We start from the raw sequence: 15101 nt of genomic DNA, 5'->3' as shown, positions 1-15101 counted from the left end.
GACGCTACATGACCAAGAACACAGCAGATGCCATCGTCGTTGGGGCCGGTCTGGCGGGGCTGGCTGCCGCTGCAGAGTTGGGCGACCGGGGCAAAAAGGTGATTATCGTCGATCAGGAACCCGCGCATTTTTTGGGCGGGCAAGCATTTTGGAGCCTTGGTGGCTTGTTCATGATCGACACTCCAGAACAGCGCCGCATGGGCATTCGCGACAGTCATGATCTGGCCTTGCGGGACTGGATGGGCAGTGCGCAGTTCCACCGGGATGAGGACGCATGGCCGCGCAAATGGGCCGAGGCCTACGTGGAATTCGCCGCTGGCGAGATGCGTCCTTGGCTGCATGACATGGGCCTGCGCTGGTTTCCGGTGGTCGGCTGGGCTGAACGCGGCGGGTCCTATGCGGATGGTCACGGCAACTCGGTCCCTCGGTTCCACATCACATGGGGCACCGGGCCGGGCGTGCTGGAACATTTCATCCGCCGCGTACGCGAACACGTAGATAGTGGACTGGTCGAGCTAAAATTCCGCCATCAGGTCAGCCATATCATCATGCATAACGGCTGCGCCAAGGGGGTCTCAGGCGAGGTTCTGGCCGACGACACCGCCCAGCACGGGGCCAAGACCAACCGCGACGAAGTGGGTGAGTTTGAGGTCTACGCGCCTTCGGTCATTGTCAGCTCTGGCGGCATTGGTGGCAATTTCGAGATGGTGCGCAAGAACTGGCCACGTGATCGGCTGGGGGAGCCGCCCAAGAATATGGTCGCAGGTGTCCCCTTTCACGTCGATGGCCGTATGATTGCCATCAGCGAGAAGGCGGGCGGTCTTGTGATCAATGGCGACCGGATGTGGCATTACACCGAAGGCGTTCGGAACTGGAATCCGATCTGGCCTTCGCACGGCATTCGCATCCTGCCCGGCCCTAGTTCGATGTGGTTTGACGCGACCGGCAACCGGATGAAGCCGCCCTGTTTACCGGGGTTTGACACGCTGGGTACGCTAAAGGAAATCCTGAAAACCGGCTATGAATACAGCTGGTTCGTGCTGACCCAGAAGGTGATTAAGAAGGAATTCGCACTATCTGGGTCCGAACAGAACCCCGACATGACCGAAGGCGGTTGGCGCGAAGTGCTGTTGCAGCGGATACTGACCGGATCAAAAGCCACCGCCCCGGTCGAGGCGTTCAAACAGCATGGTGAAGACTTCATCGTCGCCAACACCCTGACCGAACTGGTCAGCGGCATGAACCAGATGGGCGACGCCCCGATCGATGAGGCTCATCTGCGCGCCCAGATAGAGGCGCGGGATTCACAGGTTGATAACCCCTTCACCAAAGATGCCCAGATGGCCGCCGTTCTGGCCGCGCGTAACTATCGTGGCGACCGGCTGATCCGCACGGCCAAGCCGCACAAGTTCCTTGACCCGAACAACGGTCCTTTAATCGCGGTCAAGCTCCACGTACTGACGCGCAAGACGTTAGGTGGGTTGCAGACCAACCTCGACAGCCAGATGATCGGGGCAGATGGTCAGGTCGTTCCCGGCCTGTTCGCGGCCGGAGAAGTCGCAGGCTTTGGCGGTGGCGGCTATCACGGCTACAACGCGCTTGAAGGCACGTTTCTAGGCGGCTGCATCTTCTCGGGCCGCAATGCCGGACGGTCGCGCGCTGTGGCCTGATTACTCGGCCCGGACGAATTTCAAAACGGGCTTACCGCCTGCATCCAGCATCACCAGGCTGTCCCCTGCGACCGCATAGCGGGTTACGGTCTGAAGAGCGGCCAAGAATTGATCTTCGACTTCTTCAAGCTCGGGCGGGCATGCCATCAGGGTGGCGGCCATGTTGTCGGGAAAGCTCAGGCTGTCACCGCTGATTTCAGCCTGACCCGAGAATCTGTTGCACCCGCCTGTACCGCCGAATGCACCGTCTTGTTCGAAGGTGATTTGCGGCGGGCGTTGCGCTTCGACCACATCACCGTTGATGCCGATTGCCGTCCAGTTGGTGTTGTCCAGATTGACGGTTGCTTTCGGAGAAACCTTCACGAGCACAAGATCAGCGGTATCTCCACCACCCCGTGTCAGGACAGGGTTCACCGTATCCGTCGTGAACAGCAATTTGTTGCCGTGATAGATAGAACCTCGGACCGCATAAGTCCTGCCGTCCTGGATCAGCGCATCATCATAGTTCAGCGCGTATTCAGCCGGTACCCCTGTCAAGGCATAGCGCTGCGATGCCAGCGTGACAGCGGGGGCATCCGCGAGGGAAATATCTTGCAACTCAACATATAGCGTCGCTTCCGGTGCCACCGCGATCCGCTCGCGGTAGGTGGCAGTTCCTGTGATGGTACCTGCATGGCTCTGACTACCTAAAATGGTTAGCGCCACTGCGCCTACGACGATGGCTTGGCCGAGTTTTGGAAAAGGCATGATCCAATCCTTTCACATTCGCATTTGATGAAAAGATTGTTACGGTAACTGTATTTACAAGTGGCGCAAACCCTTGTCGGCAAAATCGCGCCGTCTTTAAAGCGGCCAGATCAACGGAATCAGCAGCGATGCCAGCAAGCCCACTGTCAGGTTCAATGGCACCCCGACCTTAAGGAAATCGGTGAAACGGTACCCACCGGGGCCATAAACCATCATGTTGGTCTGGTATCCGATGGGCGTCGCAAATGAGGCCGAGGCCGCCACCATCACTGCCACCACCAACGGACGCGGGTCGATGCCCACCGCTTGCGCCAGCCCGATGGCAATCGGGGTCACCACCACGGCCACCGCGTTGTTCGATACCAGCTCGGTCAGCACCGAGGTCAACAGATACACGGCCCAGATGATCAGGAAGGGCGGCAGGGCGCTGAGGCCCGGTGCGACCGCTTCGACAATCAGCGACACTGCGCCGGATTTATCTAACGCTGCGCCAATCGCCAGCATCGAGAAGATCAGTGCCAGCAGGCGACCTTCGACAAAGGAAAACGCCTCATCCGCGTCGATACAGCGAGTCAGCAGCACCACCGCGACCGCCAGAATGGAAAGCAGAAGGATCGGTGCAACGCCCAGCGCGGCCAGAGCCACGATCCCGACCAGCGCACCGATGGCAATCGGCGCATGACTGCGTCGGAACGCGCGGGCCGAGGGCTGTGAGACGTCGACCATATCCATATCAGCGGCCAGCCTCTGGATGTCTTCGGGTGCGCCCTCCAGCAGCAGCGTATCGCCCACGCGCACCACCAGGTCATCCAGTTGGCGCCCGATATTCTGGTTCCGGCGATGCACCGCCAGCACATAGACACCATACCGCCGCCGCAGACGCATTGCGCCCAGTGTCCGGCCAACCATGCGGCAGCCGGGGGTGATCAGAACCTCGACTGTCTTGGTCTCGACCGCCGAAACTTGGTCGACGCGCTTGAGTTCCTTGTTACTTTGCAGACTCAGCAGTTCCGTCATTTCGGTGCGCAGAACCACGCGGTCGCCCAGCTTCAGCTCGACGCCTTTAAGGTTGCGGCGCAATGACTCGTCGCCTCGGATCACGTCGATTAGTCGGACGCCGGGGCGTTTGAAGAGCTGTACGCCCGTTACTTCGCGCCCGATCAGGTTGCTTTCGGGAGGGATGACGGCCTCGGTAAAGAATTTCATCTTCGAGCGGTCGGACAGAAGCGTCGCCATGCTGTCACGATCCGGCAACAGGCGCGGCGCGATGAAGCGCAGGTAAACCATCCCATAGATCACCACCGCAATACCCAACGGTGTTACCTCGAAAATCGTGAAAGGTGCCATGCCTTGTGATCGAGCCACACCATCCACCAGCAGGTTGGTCGACGTACCGATCAGCGTCAGCGTGCCACCCAGAATCGCCGCATAGCTGAGCGGGATCAGCAATTTCGACGCAGGCACGTCCAGCGTGCGGGCGATCTGGACAAAGACCGGGATCATCACAACCACAACCGGCGTGTTCGACACCACGGCCGAGGCCAGCACCACAAACCCCATCAACAGACCAATGGCAATCCTTGGGTTGACCTGCGCCTGTTTCTGCGCGGTTGAGGTGAACGCATCCAGCGCACCCGTGCGCACCAAAGCCCCCATGATGATGAACATCGCGGCAATGGTCCAAGGTGCGGGGTTGGACAGCACGGCCAGCGCGCTTTGATAGGGCAGAATGCCCGTTACCAGCATCACGGCCACGCCGCCGATGGCGACTACCTCGGTCGGGTAAACCTCACGCAGGAACATGATGAACATGCCCGCGACAACCAAGAGCGCCAGTATCGCGCTGCCTGTTTCTGAAAACTGGAGGAGTTGCATTCTTGGTTTATGTCCGAACCCTGACCCGAGCTGCGCGCTCGTCAGGCAGTTTCACGCATTGGAAGGGGCAGAGCAAGCCTTACTGCGGCCCTGCTTGCTGCAAACGCCCGCCAACGCGCACCATTTGCGCAGATTTTGCCTCTCCGGTGCGGTCGTCAGTCTCGACAAACACGCCGCTCAGCGTGGCCTCGCCATTGGCGGGCGTAAATCGGGTTTTGGGCATCCCGGTGATAAAGCGGCGCATCGGTTCAACCTTGTCCATGCCGATGACCGAGTCGTAGTCGCCACACATCCCAGCATCGGTCAGATAGGCGGTTCCATTGGGCAGAATCTGCGCATCTGCCGTTGGCACATGGGTATGCGTGCCGACCACAAGGCTGGCGCGTTTATCGCAATAATGACCCATGGCCATCTTCTCGGATGTGGCCTCACAATGCATGTCGACAATGATTGCTTGCGCCTGACCACCGCGTGGGTGGGATTTCAGGATCGGCTCGATGGCCGAGAACGGATCATCAAAGGGCCGTTTCATGAAGACCTGCCCCAGCACCTGCACCACCAGAACCTTGCGCCCGCCCGGCGCGGTATACAGACGATGCCCCCGCCCCGGCGCGCCTTTGGCGAAATTTACCGGGCGCACAATACGAGACTCTTTCTCGATGAATTGAAGCATATCTTTCTGGTCGAACGCGTGATCGCCCAGCGTCAGGCAATCGGCGCCGGCATCCAGCAGCAGCTTGGCGTGATCGCCGGTCAGCCCCATCCCGTTCGAGGCGTTCTCGCCATTGACCACAACAAAATCCAGCCGCCATTCGTCGCGCAGACGTGGCAGATGTTGTTGGATCGCCGCACGCCCGGCGCGGCCCATAACGTCACCCAGAAAAAGTATCCTCATACGAACCGTCCTAAGTGTGGCAATGACCAAGCACAAGTGGTTAAACTCAGGTCATAAACTGCCAATACCATTCATCGGAGCGTTTCATGACCCGCCTATACCTGCCTGCCCTTCTGCTGATCCCCCTCGCTGCATGCGAACCTGCGTCTGATAACTCGGCACAACTGGCCAACCCTGCGGCGACGTTCTGTGTCGAAAGCGGCGGCGAATATCGCATTGTCGACGGGGCCGACGGCCAAACAGGGCGGTGTACCCTACCCGATGGGCGCGATCTGGATGCGTGGGAGTATTTCCGCGAAAACCATGCGGGGTGAGCAGCGTTAAAACGTCAGAACCCGGCTTTCCGTGATCACCATGTCCAAGGGCTGATCGGTCGGCTCTAGCGGCAGGCCCTCGGCCTCTTGTGCGTCAAAGGCGAAACCAATGGCCAGTGTCGGGCGTTTGGCGCGCAGTCCCTCCAGCGTGCGGTCATAGAATCCACCGCCATAGCCCAGCCGTCCACCCTGCGCATCAAAGGCCACCAGCGGCACGATCAGGATTTCCGGGTCAAAATAATCGTCGACCTCCGGCACCTTGGCCCCGAAAGGGCCGTCTTTTAGAGCGCCTTCGGGGGTCCAGTGCGAAAACTTCAGCGGCTGCGCGGCAGCTTGGATCACGGGCACGCCGACCGGACCATAGGCCGAAGCCTCGGCCATGGCGGGCAGCGGATCAATCTCGGTGCGGATGGGCATGTAGCCCGAGATCGGCACGCCCCGGTGCCCGGCCAACACTTCGGACAAACGCCCTGCCGCACCGGGAAGTCGCGCGTCAAAGGCAGCCTTTCGACGCGCAAAGGCCGCCTTGCGCGCGGCGGCTTTGATTTCGGTCAGATCGGTCACAGTAGCACCACGCTGGCAAGTCCCAGAAAGATGAAAAACCCCATGACATCCGTTGTCGTCGTCACAAAGGTCCCCGACGCCAGCGCCGGGTCAACGCCCAGACGATCCAGCACCACCGGTACTACCGTACCCGCAAACCCCGCGATCACCATGTTCACGACCAAGGCCGACCCGATCACGACACCCAGCATCGTAGAATCAAACCACATCATCCCAACCGTGCCCAGCACGATGGCAAAACACAGCCCGTTCAGAAGTCCCACCAGCAATTCCCGCCGGATCACCCTCATCACGTTGGCGTTGGTCAGGTCGCGCGTCGCCAGTGCTCGCACCGCGACTGTAAGCGACTGCGTACCTGCATTGCCCCCCATCGAAGCCACGATCGGCATCAGGATCGCCAGCGCCACCAGCTGATCAATTGCTGCCTCGAATTGCGAAATCACCAGCGAGGCACAGATCGCCGTACACAGATTCACCGCCAACCACGGCAGCCGTCGCTTGCTGGTATCCGCCACACTGTCCGAGATTGAGCTTTCGTCGCTAACCCCAGCCAAACGCAGGATATCTTCCTCGTGCTCTTCATCCAGAACCACCATGGCGTCGTCGATGGTAATGACACCAACCAACCGCCCATCAGCATCCACCACCGGGGCCGAGATCAGGTGGTACTGGTTGAACGCATAGGCCACGTCCTCTTCATCCTGATCGACCGGAATAATGTGCAGCTCTTCATCGGCCAGATCGGCCAGCCGCACTTCGCGGCGCGCCGCCATAAGCTTGCCCAGTGTCACCTGCGCCACAGGTTTCAGGCGCGGATCGACCATGACGACATAGTAGAATTGCTCGGGCAGATCGTCATTGGCGCGCATGAAATCGATGGCCTGACCCACCGTCCAATGTTCGGGCGACATGACCACTTCGCGCTGCATGAGGCGACCGGCCGAGTTCTCAGGGTAAGACAGCGCTTGCTCTGCCGCGATCCGCTCGGAATCCTCCAGCGCGTCCAGAATGGCCTCTTGCTGCGGCTCTTCGAGGTCCTCCAGCAGGTCGACGACATCGTCGCTTTCCATCTCGCGCACGGCGTCGGCGAGAACGTCGGGCTTGAGAATGCCGATGATCTCTTCCCGCACGGCCTCGTCAAGTTCGGACAAGATGTCGCCGTCAAACTCTTTGTCATACAGCCGGATCAGCTGGGCGCGGTCGTACGGGTTGATCTGTTCCAGAAGGTCGGCGATGTCAGCGGCGTGCAGCGGCTCCATAAGCTCAACCAGCTTGTCGCGGTCATCCACATCGACAGCATAAAGAATTGCCGTGATAGCCTTCGGGTCCAGCGCATAAACGTCGTCGTCACTGGTCGACTCGACTTGGGGTTCGTCAATGCCTGTGGTCATGTCTGCCCCCGCTATCCTTCGGTCATTGCCCTTTAAATAGAAGAAGCAGCTACCGGAAAACAATGACAATGCGCCGATTTACCCAGAAGTTTCCCGCGCCTATGCTATTTGACGGTCCCATACAGGCGGAGATGAATGAAAATGGCGCAGAAAACGCTGCTGAAAGGGCGTGTGCTCAGCTTTACCGGTTCCCCGTTCGAGGGCGAGCCAACCGACGCCGTTGAGTTCAGCGAAGCAGTGGTGGTCGAGGGTGGCCATATCGCCGCGGTGGGTCATGCCGATACGCTGCGCTCTGCGCATCCCGACGCGCAGGTGGTCGATCACGGCCAGCACGTGATCATGGCCGGATTTGTGGACGCGCATGTGCACTATCCACAGACCGCGATGATTGCCAGCTGGGGCAAACGTCTGATCGACTGGTTGAACACCTATACCTTCCCCGAAGAGATGAAGTTCGGCGACCCGACCTACGCCGCCGAAATTGCAAACCGCTATCTGGACCTAACAGCGGCCCATGGCACCACGACGATGTGCAGCTTTTGCACCATTCACCCCGAAAGCGTCGATGCGTTCTTTGCGGCTGCACAAGCGCGCAACCAGCGTGTGGTGGCAGGTAAGACCTGCATGGACCGCAACGCGCCCGAGGGGCTGCGGGACACTGCGAAAACGGCCTATGACCAATCGGAGGCATTGCTAGAGAAATGGCATCGTGTTGACCGTTTAACCTATGCTATCACACCGCGGTTTTCACCGACATCCACGCCTGAACAGCTTGAGGCGATGGGCGCGCTGTGGGCCGAGCACCCTCATTGTCTAATGCAGACCCATCTGAGTGAACAAACGGATGAAATCGCCTGGGTCCGCGAGTTGTTTCCCGAGGCGCGCGACTATCTGGATACTTACGAGAAATTCGGTCTTCTGGGTTCGCATGGGGTCTATGGTCACGTCATCCATCTGGAGGCGCGCGAGCGCGACCGCCTGCGCGAGGTGGACGCGGCGCTGATCCATTGCCCGACCTCGAACACCTTCATTGGCTCGGGCCTGTTCGATATGACCGGATTGATGCATGACGGGCATCGGGTCGGGTTGGCCACGGATACGGGCGGCGGGTCGAGTTTCTCGATGCTGCATACAATGGCCTCGGCCTATGAGATCGGACAACTGCGCGGCGCGCCTCTGCATGCGGCGCAACTGTTGTGGTTGGGCACGGTCGGATCGGCGCGGTCGCTGCGGTTGGACGATCGGATTGGCAATATCGCACTGGGGATGGAGGCTGATCTGGTCGTGCTTGATCTGGCCTCGACCCCGGCCATCGCGCAGCGCGAGGCTTGCGCGGATGATATATGGGAGGCGATCTTCCCGACCATCATGATGGGGGATGATCGCGCCATTGCCGAGGTTTGGATCGGTGGGGCCGCTGTCGCGTGAGGGAATGCGCCTTGCGGCGCATGCCTCCGGCGGAGGTATTTTTGAACAGAAGAAGAGTTTCAGCTTTGCAGGGCTCGCGCCAGCGCGTTCTGCCGTTCGATCACACGTGGCAGGTCCAGAGTGGTGATAGCCCCGCCGCGCACGATTTGGCGGCCTTCGACGAACAAATGTTTCACCTTCATCGGCCCGGACAGCAACAGCGCCGCCGGGTCCCAACTGCCTGCGCTTTCGATACCGCCTATGTCCCAGATGGCGATATCTGCGCGCTTGCCCGGCGCTAACCGGCCGCAATCGGGGCGGTTGAGGACATCAGCACCGCCTCGGGTTGCGATTTCAAGCGCCTCGCGGGAGGACATCGCATCCGCGCCATTGGCGACCCGTTGGAGGAGCATGGCCTGTCGCGCCTCGAGCACCAGGCTGCCATTGTCATTGCTGGCCGAGCCATCCGCGCCCAGCCCAACTGACACGCCGCAATCGCGCATTTTCCGAACCGGCGCGATCCCTGAGCCCAGCCGACAGTTCGAACAGGGGCAATGGGCAACGCCGGTCTGTGTGCGGGCGAAGAGGTCGATCTCGGCGCCGTCCAGCTTGACGCAATGAGCGTGCCACACATCCGGGCCAGTCCAGCCCAGATCTTCGGCGTATTGACCGGGGCGGCAGCCGAATTGCGCTTGGGAATAGGCGATATCCTCATCGTTTTCGGCAAGATGAGTGTGCAACATCACGCCCTTGTCTCGCGCCAGCACGGCTGTGTCGCGCATCAGGTCACGGCTAACCGAAAACGGAGAGCATGGAGCCAGGCCGACCCGGCACATTGCGCCCTCGGACGCGTCATGAAAGGCGTCGACGACGCGGATCATATCGTTGAGGATTGCATCCTCGGTTTCAACCAGCGCATCCGGGGGCAGGCCACCATCGCTTTCACCGATGCTCATCGCGCCACGGGTCGGGTGGAAACGCAGGCCGACCTCGGCAGCGGCGGCGATGGTGTCGTCCAGCCGTGCGCCGTTGGGGTAGAGGTATAAGTGGTCCGAACTAAGCGTACAGCCCGACAGCGCCAATTCGGCCAGCCCAATCTGGGCTGAGGTGAACATTTCATCCGGTCCGAACCGTGCCCAGATGGGGTAGAGCGTTTTCAGCCAACCAAAGAGCAGCGCATCCTGCCCACCGGGTACGGCGCGGGTTAGGGTTTGGTAAAGATGGTGATGTGTGTTCACCAAACCAGGTGTCACCACGCATCCTGTCGCGTCATGGATTTCTCCGGTCGTGGTCAGGCCCTGCCCGATCTGCGCAATCTGGCCATTTTGGATCAGAATATCGGCCCCGCGCAATTCGCGTCGCGTGTCATCCATTGTGAGGATGGTATCTGCGTGTTTGATAAGGATTTCGGTCATCTCGCCCCTCCGTCGCATCAACCCGTCTCATGCTTGGAGAATGCGGGCTGGCGGAAAACGGGCGTAAGAACCAACCGGTCAGAAAATAACCGACCGGGCCGGTCCGGGCAACCGGATTCAGTATTGGCGCAAGATATCCAGCGCAGCGGCGTGCAGATCGGCATTGGCCGCTGCCAGAGCGCGACCGCCGTTGTGGGCGGGACCACCCTGCCAGTCGGTGACGATGCCGCCAGCCGCCTCGATCACGGCTATGGGTGCCTGGATGTCATAGGCTTGCAAACCGGCCTCGATCACCAGATCCACCTGCCCGGCGGCCAGCAAGGCATAGGCGTAGCAATCCATGCCATATCGCGTGAGGCGCGCGTGCCGCGCCACGGCCTCGAACCCGGCGCGTTCTTCCGGGGTGCCGACCTCGGGGAAAGTGGTAAACACGATGGCCTGAGCCAGCGAGGTTGTCGCCCGCGTGTCCAAAGGCCGGGTTCCCGTGGGTCCGCTGACCTGCGCAATATCGACCGAGCCCACGAACCGTTCACCAATATATGGCTGATCAATGACCCCCATGATCGGCCCGTCAGCGCTGCTGAGCGCAATCAGAACACCCCATGTGGGCGTCCCGCTGATGAACCCGCGCGTGCCGTCAATCGGGTCCAAGACCCAGGTTCGGCCGCTGCTGCCCGGCACCTGACCGAATTCTTCCCCCAAAATCCCGTCATCAGGGCGATGTTTGGCCAGAATGTCGCGCATTACACGCTCGGCCTCACGATCGGCGATCGTCACCGGATCGAACCCCTGTGACAGCTTGTTCGAGGTTTCCAGATTTGCTTGGCGGAAAAACGGAAGAATGGCCGCGCGCGCTGCGTCGGCCATTTCTTCTGCTACGTCCAGATCGGTCAGAATAGGCTGTGTCATGCGCTACCCGTGCGGGGCACACGCATCAAAGTCAACCCGCTTAATCAGGCAACGTCGCTGAGAACACGCGCCAGTTCGAACAGTCGACGGCGCTGGTTTTCCGGGATCGCATAGTAGGACCGAACCAGATCCAACGCCTCTTTGTCTCCCATCAGATCAGCAGGCACCGATTTTTTGCTTGAGGTTTCCTTCTCAGCCTCTTCCAAACCTTCGAAGAAAAAGCTGACCGGAACATCCAGCGCTTCGGCGATGTCCCACAAACGCGACGCACTGATGCGGTTCGCACCCGTTTCGTATTTCTGAATCTGCTGGAACTTGATACCAACTTGCTGCGCCAGTTGCTGCTGGGTCATTCCAATCAGCCAGCGGCGATGCCGGACGCGCTTGCCCACATGGACATCGACGTGATGGGTCATTGGTATTCTCCTCTACTACACAACTACCGGGGACGTGCGATATATTTCATCATCGCATAACTAACGAGCAGTTCTTAACCGCTCACTAAGTTGGAACATGCCCCCAAATCAGCACCATAGCGCACTATTGCCCTATTTGCGTTTTTTTTCAAGAAGGTTGAGTAAGATTTCAAGGGTAAGGATTTGTGGTTGTGCGATGCGCACACATAATACCTCTATGTTTATTGCATTATGTATATATTAGAGTTCGTGCCAGTTTTTTGCGCGCAAGGTCACTGATTGACAATTCAACCAGAAAACGAATCTACTCCGCCCAAAATCACGGAGCACCTTTATGCTGGCCTACAGAATCTCATCGAAAGGCGCGGACGCTCAGCTGTGCGATATCGCGCTCCCTGACCCCGGTCCGGGGCAGATTCGCGTCGCCATCAAGGCCTGCGGTCTGAACTTCGCGGATCTGCTGATGCAGAAGGGCACCTATCAGGACACCCCCTCAGCCCCCTTCACGCAAGGGATGGAAATTTCTGGTGTTGTCGATCAGCTTGGCCCGGATGTGACAACCTTGTCCGTGGGGGATCGTGTGGCTGTCTATTCAGGTCAGGGCGGTTTGGCGGAATTTGGGGTGTTCGACGCAGATCGTGCGATCCCCCTACCCGCTTCGACGAGCTTTGAGGACGCCGCCGCCATTCAAATTGCATATGGAACCAGTCACATTGCGCTGGATCACCGCGCCCGATTGCAGCCGGGTGAAACCTTGCTGGTCACAGGGGCTGCTGGTGGCGTCGGATTGACGGCTGTCGAAATCGGCAAGTTGATGGGGGCCACGGTGATTGCGCAGGCGCGCGGGGCGGAAAAGCTGGAGGTCGCGCGCGCCGCAGGAGCCGATCACCTGATTGACGCCTCCGAAGATCTTCGGTCGCGCGTGAAGGAATTGGGTGGCGCCGATGTGGTCTATGACGCCATCGGCGGCGACGTGTTCCAGGTCGCCTTTCGTGCCACTAATCCCGAGGGCCGTCTGCTGCCCATCGGGTTCGCGGGCGGCGACGTGCCACAAATCCCCGCCAATCACCTTCTGGTCAAGAACTTGACTGTCATCGGCTTTTACATCGGCGGCTATCTGAGATTCCGCCCTCAGATCGTGCAGGACAGCTTCGCCACCCTATTTCGCTGGCATTCGGAGGGGAAAATCAAACCCCATATCAGCCATACCCTGCCCCTGACCGAGGCCGCGCAAGGCCTGCAACTGCTGAGGGACCGTGCGGCCACAGGCAAGGTCGTCATCACACCCTAGCCCGCGACAGCCTTCAACGGTGTCCCCGCCATGATGCGGAAATTCTGTCGTACCAGCGCCGCCAGGGCTTCGATGATTTCCCCGCGACCCGAGTTGCCGCCGTAAAGGTTGATCATTTGAACCGGTAGATCGGGAAGAGCGCCGCCCGATTCGATCAGCTCAAGATGGGCGGCCTCAGTGCCTTCCAGCATGGCCGAGACAGCCAGATCGGCGCTGACCGTGGCCTCGATGGTGCGGTCATCTTCGGAATCAACGGCCAGTTCCCAGGGAATATCGGCTCCGTCCAGTGCGCTGATGACCTTGGGCCGAAACAGACAGCGTCGCCCCTCAGCCAAGGGGATCGGTCGCTTGCGCCATGCCGACCCACCCGGCGCGCCAACCCAGCGCAGAGGCAATTCGGCAATCGTTTCCGCCCCTTCCGCGGCGTTTGATTCCGTCGTCAGGATCAGATCGCATTCGCCTTTCCTATACATCTCTTTCAACTGCATCGAAAACGACGAGAACAACTGCACCTTCACGCGTGGGAAATCGGCGTTGAATCGCTTCAGAACCCTTGGAATCGCGGGGTAAACGATGTCATGCGGCACACCCAGAACGACCTCGCCCTCGAACGCCTGATCGGTGAGCTTCGAGATCACTTCGTCATTCAACGCAATCATGCGGCGTGCATAAGCCAGCAGTTGCTCCCCCGATGCCGTCAGCGCAATTGTGCGTCCGCTGCGGTCCAGCAACTCAAGCCCCAGCAGTTCCTCCAGCCGTTTCAACTGCATCGAAACCGCAGATTGCGTCAGGTGCAAAAAACCGGCTGCCCGCGTTACGCCGCCTTGATCGGCAACCGCCACGAATGAGCGCAGAGTGGTGATGTCCAGATTTCTCATCTTCACGATCCCTTATGCATTCCGTCAAAAATATTCATTTTTAAAATGTGTCATATCGGGACATATAGATCAAGGAAGTTGATGGAAATTCTAAAAACCATCGGAAACGAAAGAAAGGACAATACCTATGACCCAGATTGCGCTGACATCCCGCTGCAAACCGCATCGCCGGTTTTCCGTTTTGACTCTGTTGGACGCCTTATCCCTGCTTCGCCAGCGCCACAAGCTGGCCCGATTGGACGACAGCGCATTGAAAGACATCGGTATCACCCGCGAACAAGCCGAAGCCGAGGCTGCTCGCCCCATTTGGGATGCGCCGGATTTCTGGCAAAAGTGATTTCTGAATGTATCTTTTTCTCATCAATGGCGACCCGCGTCAGCAGGTCGCCATTTTTGTTGCGTGTTTTAGCCAGTTTCCAGCGTTAAACTCTTGAAACACAGCCCCCACTTGCCGATATTTGCGGGGAAGGCGTCTCGCTTGCAGACGCACCAAAGAATTAACGAAGGGAGACCCTTTTATGGCACAATTTGACACGATCCGGACGGCGGCCGGCGCGCGCGCTGCCCAGATTGACGAGGGCCTGCGCGCCCATATGAACAAAGTCTACGGCACCATGTCTGTGGGCATGCTGATTACTTTTGCTGCTGCATGGGCGATTGCCGGCATGGCTGTATCCAGCGTTCCGACCGAATATCAGATCAGCGCGAACACGTATCTGACCCAATTCGGCGCGACCTTGTTCACATCGCCCCTGAAATGGGTGATCATGTTTGCCCCGCTGGCTTTTGTGTTCGGCTTTGGCGCAGCAATAAACCGTCTGTCGGCAGCAGCGGCTCAGCTGGTGTTCTACACCTTCGCCGCAGTGATGGGTATTTCGATCAGCTGGATTTTCCTGGTCTTCACCGGTCAGTCGATCATCCAAGTCTTCCTAATCACCTCGATCGCCTTTGCCGGCCTGTCGCTGTATGGCTATACGACCAAAAAAGACCTGTCGGCCATGGGCACATTCCTGATCATGGGCGTGATCGGCCTGATCGTTGCGTCCGTTGTGAACATCTTCATCGCCTCGTCGGCCATCGCGTTTGCAGTTTCCGTTCTGGGTGTCCTGATCTTCGCAGGCCTGACCGCGTATGACACGCAGAACATCAAGACAACCTACCTGCAAATGGCCCATTCGGGCGATCAGGAATGGTTGGGCAAGGCCGCAATCATGGGCGCGCTGAGCCTGTATCTGGACTTCATCAATATGTTCATGTTCCTGCTGCAACTGTTCGGCAACCGCGAATAAGCAACCGGTACACATCAAACAAAGGGCGGGTTATTGACCC

The 15101-nt window shown here is 59.2% G+C and carries 15 protein-coding genes; 6 read left to right on the top strand and 9 right to left on the bottom strand.

Features of this window, described 5'->3' with window-relative positions; translation table 11 throughout:
• The first annotated feature begins 8 nt into the window (after nucleotides 1-8).
• Nucleotides 9-1670 (top strand): FAD-binding dehydrogenase, encoded by a 1662-nt coding sequence (locus ACR0CA_RS09525; protein ID WP_480898579.1) that lies wholly within the window; start codon nucleotides 9-11, stop codon nucleotides 1668-1670.
• Here ACR0CA_RS09525 and ACR0CA_RS09520 read toward each other — a convergent pair whose 3' ends face one another.
• From ACR0CA_RS09520 to ACR0CA_RS09510, 3 genes are all read right to left on the bottom strand, one after another.
• On the bottom strand, nucleotides 1671-2417 hold the full coding sequence (locus tag ACR0CA_RS09520; protein ID WP_480898577.1) for a YbaY family lipoprotein: 747 nt from the start codon (nucleotides 2415-2417) through the stop codon (nucleotides 1671-1673).
• Between the two features lie 96 nt (nucleotides 2418-2513).
• Nucleotides 2514-4292: an SLC13 family permease gene (locus tag ACR0CA_RS09515; RefSeq protein ID WP_480549336.1), complete on the bottom strand. Its 1779-nt coding sequence runs from the start codon at nucleotides 4290-4292 to the stop codon at nucleotides 2514-2516.
• A gap of 79 nt (nucleotides 4293-4371) precedes the next feature.
• Nucleotides 4372-5187, bottom strand: coding sequence for a TIGR00282 family metallophosphoesterase (locus ACR0CA_RS09510; RefSeq protein WP_480898574.1), 816 nt, complete (start codon nucleotides 5185-5187; stop codon nucleotides 4372-4374).
• Between the two features lie 86 nt (nucleotides 5188-5273).
• On the opposite strand from ACR0CA_RS09510, the gene ACR0CA_RS09505 reads away from it, so the two are divergent.
• Nucleotides 5274-5501, top strand: a complete 228-nt coding sequence (locus tag ACR0CA_RS09505; RefSeq protein WP_480856984.1) for a putative hemolysin — start codon at nucleotides 5274-5276, stop codon at nucleotides 5499-5501.
• Between the two features lie 6 nt (nucleotides 5502-5507).
• Here ACR0CA_RS09505 and ACR0CA_RS09500 read toward each other — a convergent pair whose 3' ends face one another.
• Both ACR0CA_RS09500 and mgtE read right to left on the bottom strand, forming a co-directional pair.
• On the bottom strand, nucleotides 5508-6065 hold the full coding sequence (locus ACR0CA_RS09500) for a 5-formyltetrahydrofolate cyclo-ligase (RefSeq protein WP_170783987.1): 558 nt from the start codon (nucleotides 6063-6065) through the stop codon (nucleotides 5508-5510).
• Nucleotides 6062-7456 (bottom strand): magnesium transporter, encoded by a 1395-nt coding sequence (gene mgtE, locus ACR0CA_RS09495; protein ID WP_480898570.1) that lies wholly within the window; start codon nucleotides 7454-7456, stop codon nucleotides 6062-6064. Before mgtE ends, ACR0CA_RS09500 begins: the two co-directional genes overlap by 4 nt.
• Nucleotides 7457-7597: 141 nt before the next feature.
• Here mgtE and guaD point away from each other — a divergent pair, with 141 nt between their 5' ends.
• The gene (gene guaD, locus ACR0CA_RS09490; protein ID WP_480503226.1) at nucleotides 7598-8884 is read left to right on the top strand and encodes a guanine deaminase; all 1287 of its coding nucleotides are present in this window, start codon (nucleotides 7598-7600) and stop codon (nucleotides 8882-8884) included.
• Between the two features lie 59 nt (nucleotides 8885-8943).
• Here the strand turns inward: guaD and ACR0CA_RS09485 are convergent, their stop codons facing one another.
• From ACR0CA_RS09485 to ACR0CA_RS09475, 3 genes are all read right to left on the bottom strand, one after another.
• Nucleotides 8944-10278, bottom strand: a complete 1335-nt coding sequence (locus ACR0CA_RS09485; protein ID WP_480898567.1) for an 8-oxoguanine deaminase — start codon at nucleotides 10276-10278, stop codon at nucleotides 8944-8946.
• Between the two features lie 117 nt (nucleotides 10279-10395).
• Nucleotides 10396-11187 carry a histidinol-phosphatase gene (gene hisN, locus ACR0CA_RS09480; RefSeq protein ID WP_170788252.1) on the bottom strand — a complete coding sequence of 264 codons (792 nt, stop codon included), beginning with the start codon at nucleotides 11185-11187 and terminating at the stop codon, nucleotides 10396-10398.
• Nucleotides 11188-11231: 44 nt separating this feature from the next.
• A complete protein-coding gene (locus ACR0CA_RS09475; RefSeq protein WP_170769125.1) occupies nucleotides 11232-11603 on the bottom strand; it encodes a helix-turn-helix domain-containing protein in 372 nt (123 codons plus the stop codon).
• Between the two features lie 334 nt (nucleotides 11604-11937).
• Here ACR0CA_RS09475 and ACR0CA_RS09470 point away from each other — a divergent pair, with 334 nt between their 5' ends.
• Nucleotides 11938-12894: an NADPH:quinone oxidoreductase family protein gene (locus ACR0CA_RS09470; RefSeq protein WP_480898564.1), complete on the top strand. Its 957-nt coding sequence runs from the start codon at nucleotides 11938-11940 to the stop codon at nucleotides 12892-12894.
• Here ACR0CA_RS09470 and ACR0CA_RS09465 read toward each other — a convergent pair.
• The gene (locus tag ACR0CA_RS09465; RefSeq protein ID WP_480898562.1) at nucleotides 12891-13772 is read right to left on the bottom strand and encodes a LysR family transcriptional regulator; all 882 of its coding nucleotides are present in this window, start codon (nucleotides 13770-13772) and stop codon (nucleotides 12891-12893) included. The two genes, ACR0CA_RS09470 and ACR0CA_RS09465, sit on opposite strands and share 4 nt — an antisense overlap.
• Nucleotides 13773-13899: 127 nt before the next feature.
• Here ACR0CA_RS09465 and ACR0CA_RS09460 point away from each other — a divergent pair, with 127 nt between their 5' ends.
• On the top strand, nucleotides 13900-14109 hold the full coding sequence (locus ACR0CA_RS09460; protein ID WP_480898559.1) for a DUF1127 domain-containing protein: 210 nt from the start codon (nucleotides 13900-13902) through the stop codon (nucleotides 14107-14109).
• Between the two features lie 181 nt (nucleotides 14110-14290).
• Nucleotides 14291-15061 (top strand): Bax inhibitor-1/YccA family protein, encoded by a 771-nt coding sequence (locus ACR0CA_RS09455; protein ID WP_170769121.1) that lies wholly within the window; start codon nucleotides 14291-14293, stop codon nucleotides 15059-15061.
• The last annotated feature ends 40 nt before the right edge of the window (nucleotides 15062-15101 follow it).

This window comes from Ruegeria sp. F12 (genome assembly GCF_056533885.1).
The sequence above is the reverse complement of the archived record's forward strand: the minus strand, read 5'-3'. Positions and strand labels throughout refer to the sequence as shown.

What these genes read in the sequence shown, in the direction of transcription:
- guaD (WP_480503226.1), top strand. Translation starts at nt 7,598, where the DNA reads ATGGCGCAGAAAACGCTGCTGAAAGGGCGTGTGCTCAGCTTTACCGGT.
- hisN (WP_170788252.1), bottom strand. Translation starts at nt 11,187, where the DNA reads ATGACACAGCCTATTCTGACCGATCTGGACGTAGCAGAAGAAATGGCC.
- ACR0CA_RS09520 (WP_480898577.1), bottom strand. Translation starts at nt 2,417, where the DNA reads ATGCCTTTTCCAAAACTCGGCCAAGCCATCGTCGTAGGCGCAGTGGCG.
- ACR0CA_RS09455 (WP_170769121.1), top strand. Translation starts at nt 14,291, where the DNA reads ATGGCACAATTTGACACGATCCGGACGGCGGCCGGCGCGCGCGCTGCC.
- ACR0CA_RS09515 (WP_480549336.1), bottom strand. Translation starts at nt 4,292, where the DNA reads ATGCAACTCCTCCAGTTTTCAGAAACAGGCAGCGCGATACTGGCGCTC.
- ACR0CA_RS09470 (WP_480898564.1), top strand. Translation starts at nt 11,938, where the DNA reads ATGCTGGCCTACAGAATCTCATCGAAAGGCGCGGACGCTCAGCTGTGC.
- ACR0CA_RS09525 (WP_480898579.1), top strand. Translation starts at nt 9, where the DNA reads ATGACCAAGAACACAGCAGATGCCATCGTCGTTGGGGCCGGTCTGGCG.
- ACR0CA_RS09505 (WP_480856984.1), top strand. Translation starts at nt 5,274, where the DNA reads ATGACCCGCCTATACCTGCCTGCCCTTCTGCTGATCCCCCTCGCTGCA.
- ACR0CA_RS09485 (WP_480898567.1), bottom strand. Translation starts at nt 10,278, where the DNA reads ATGACCGAAATCCTTATCAAACACGCAGATACCATCCTCACAATGGAT.
- ACR0CA_RS09510 (WP_480898574.1), bottom strand. Translation starts at nt 5,187, where the DNA reads ATGAGGATACTTTTTCTGGGTGACGTTATGGGCCGCGCCGGGCGTGCG.
- ACR0CA_RS09475 (WP_170769125.1), bottom strand. Translation starts at nt 11,603, where the DNA reads ATGACCCATCACGTCGATGTCCATGTGGGCAAGCGCGTCCGGCATCGC.
- mgtE (WP_480898570.1), bottom strand. Translation starts at nt 7,456, where the DNA reads ATGACCACAGGCATTGACGAACCCCAAGTCGAGTCGACCAGTGACGAC.
- ACR0CA_RS09465 (WP_480898562.1), bottom strand. Translation starts at nt 13,772, where the DNA reads ATGAGAAATCTGGACATCACCACTCTGCGCTCATTCGTGGCGGTTGCC.
- ACR0CA_RS09460 (WP_480898559.1), top strand. Translation starts at nt 13,900, where the DNA reads ATGACCCAGATTGCGCTGACATCCCGCTGCAAACCGCATCGCCGGTTT.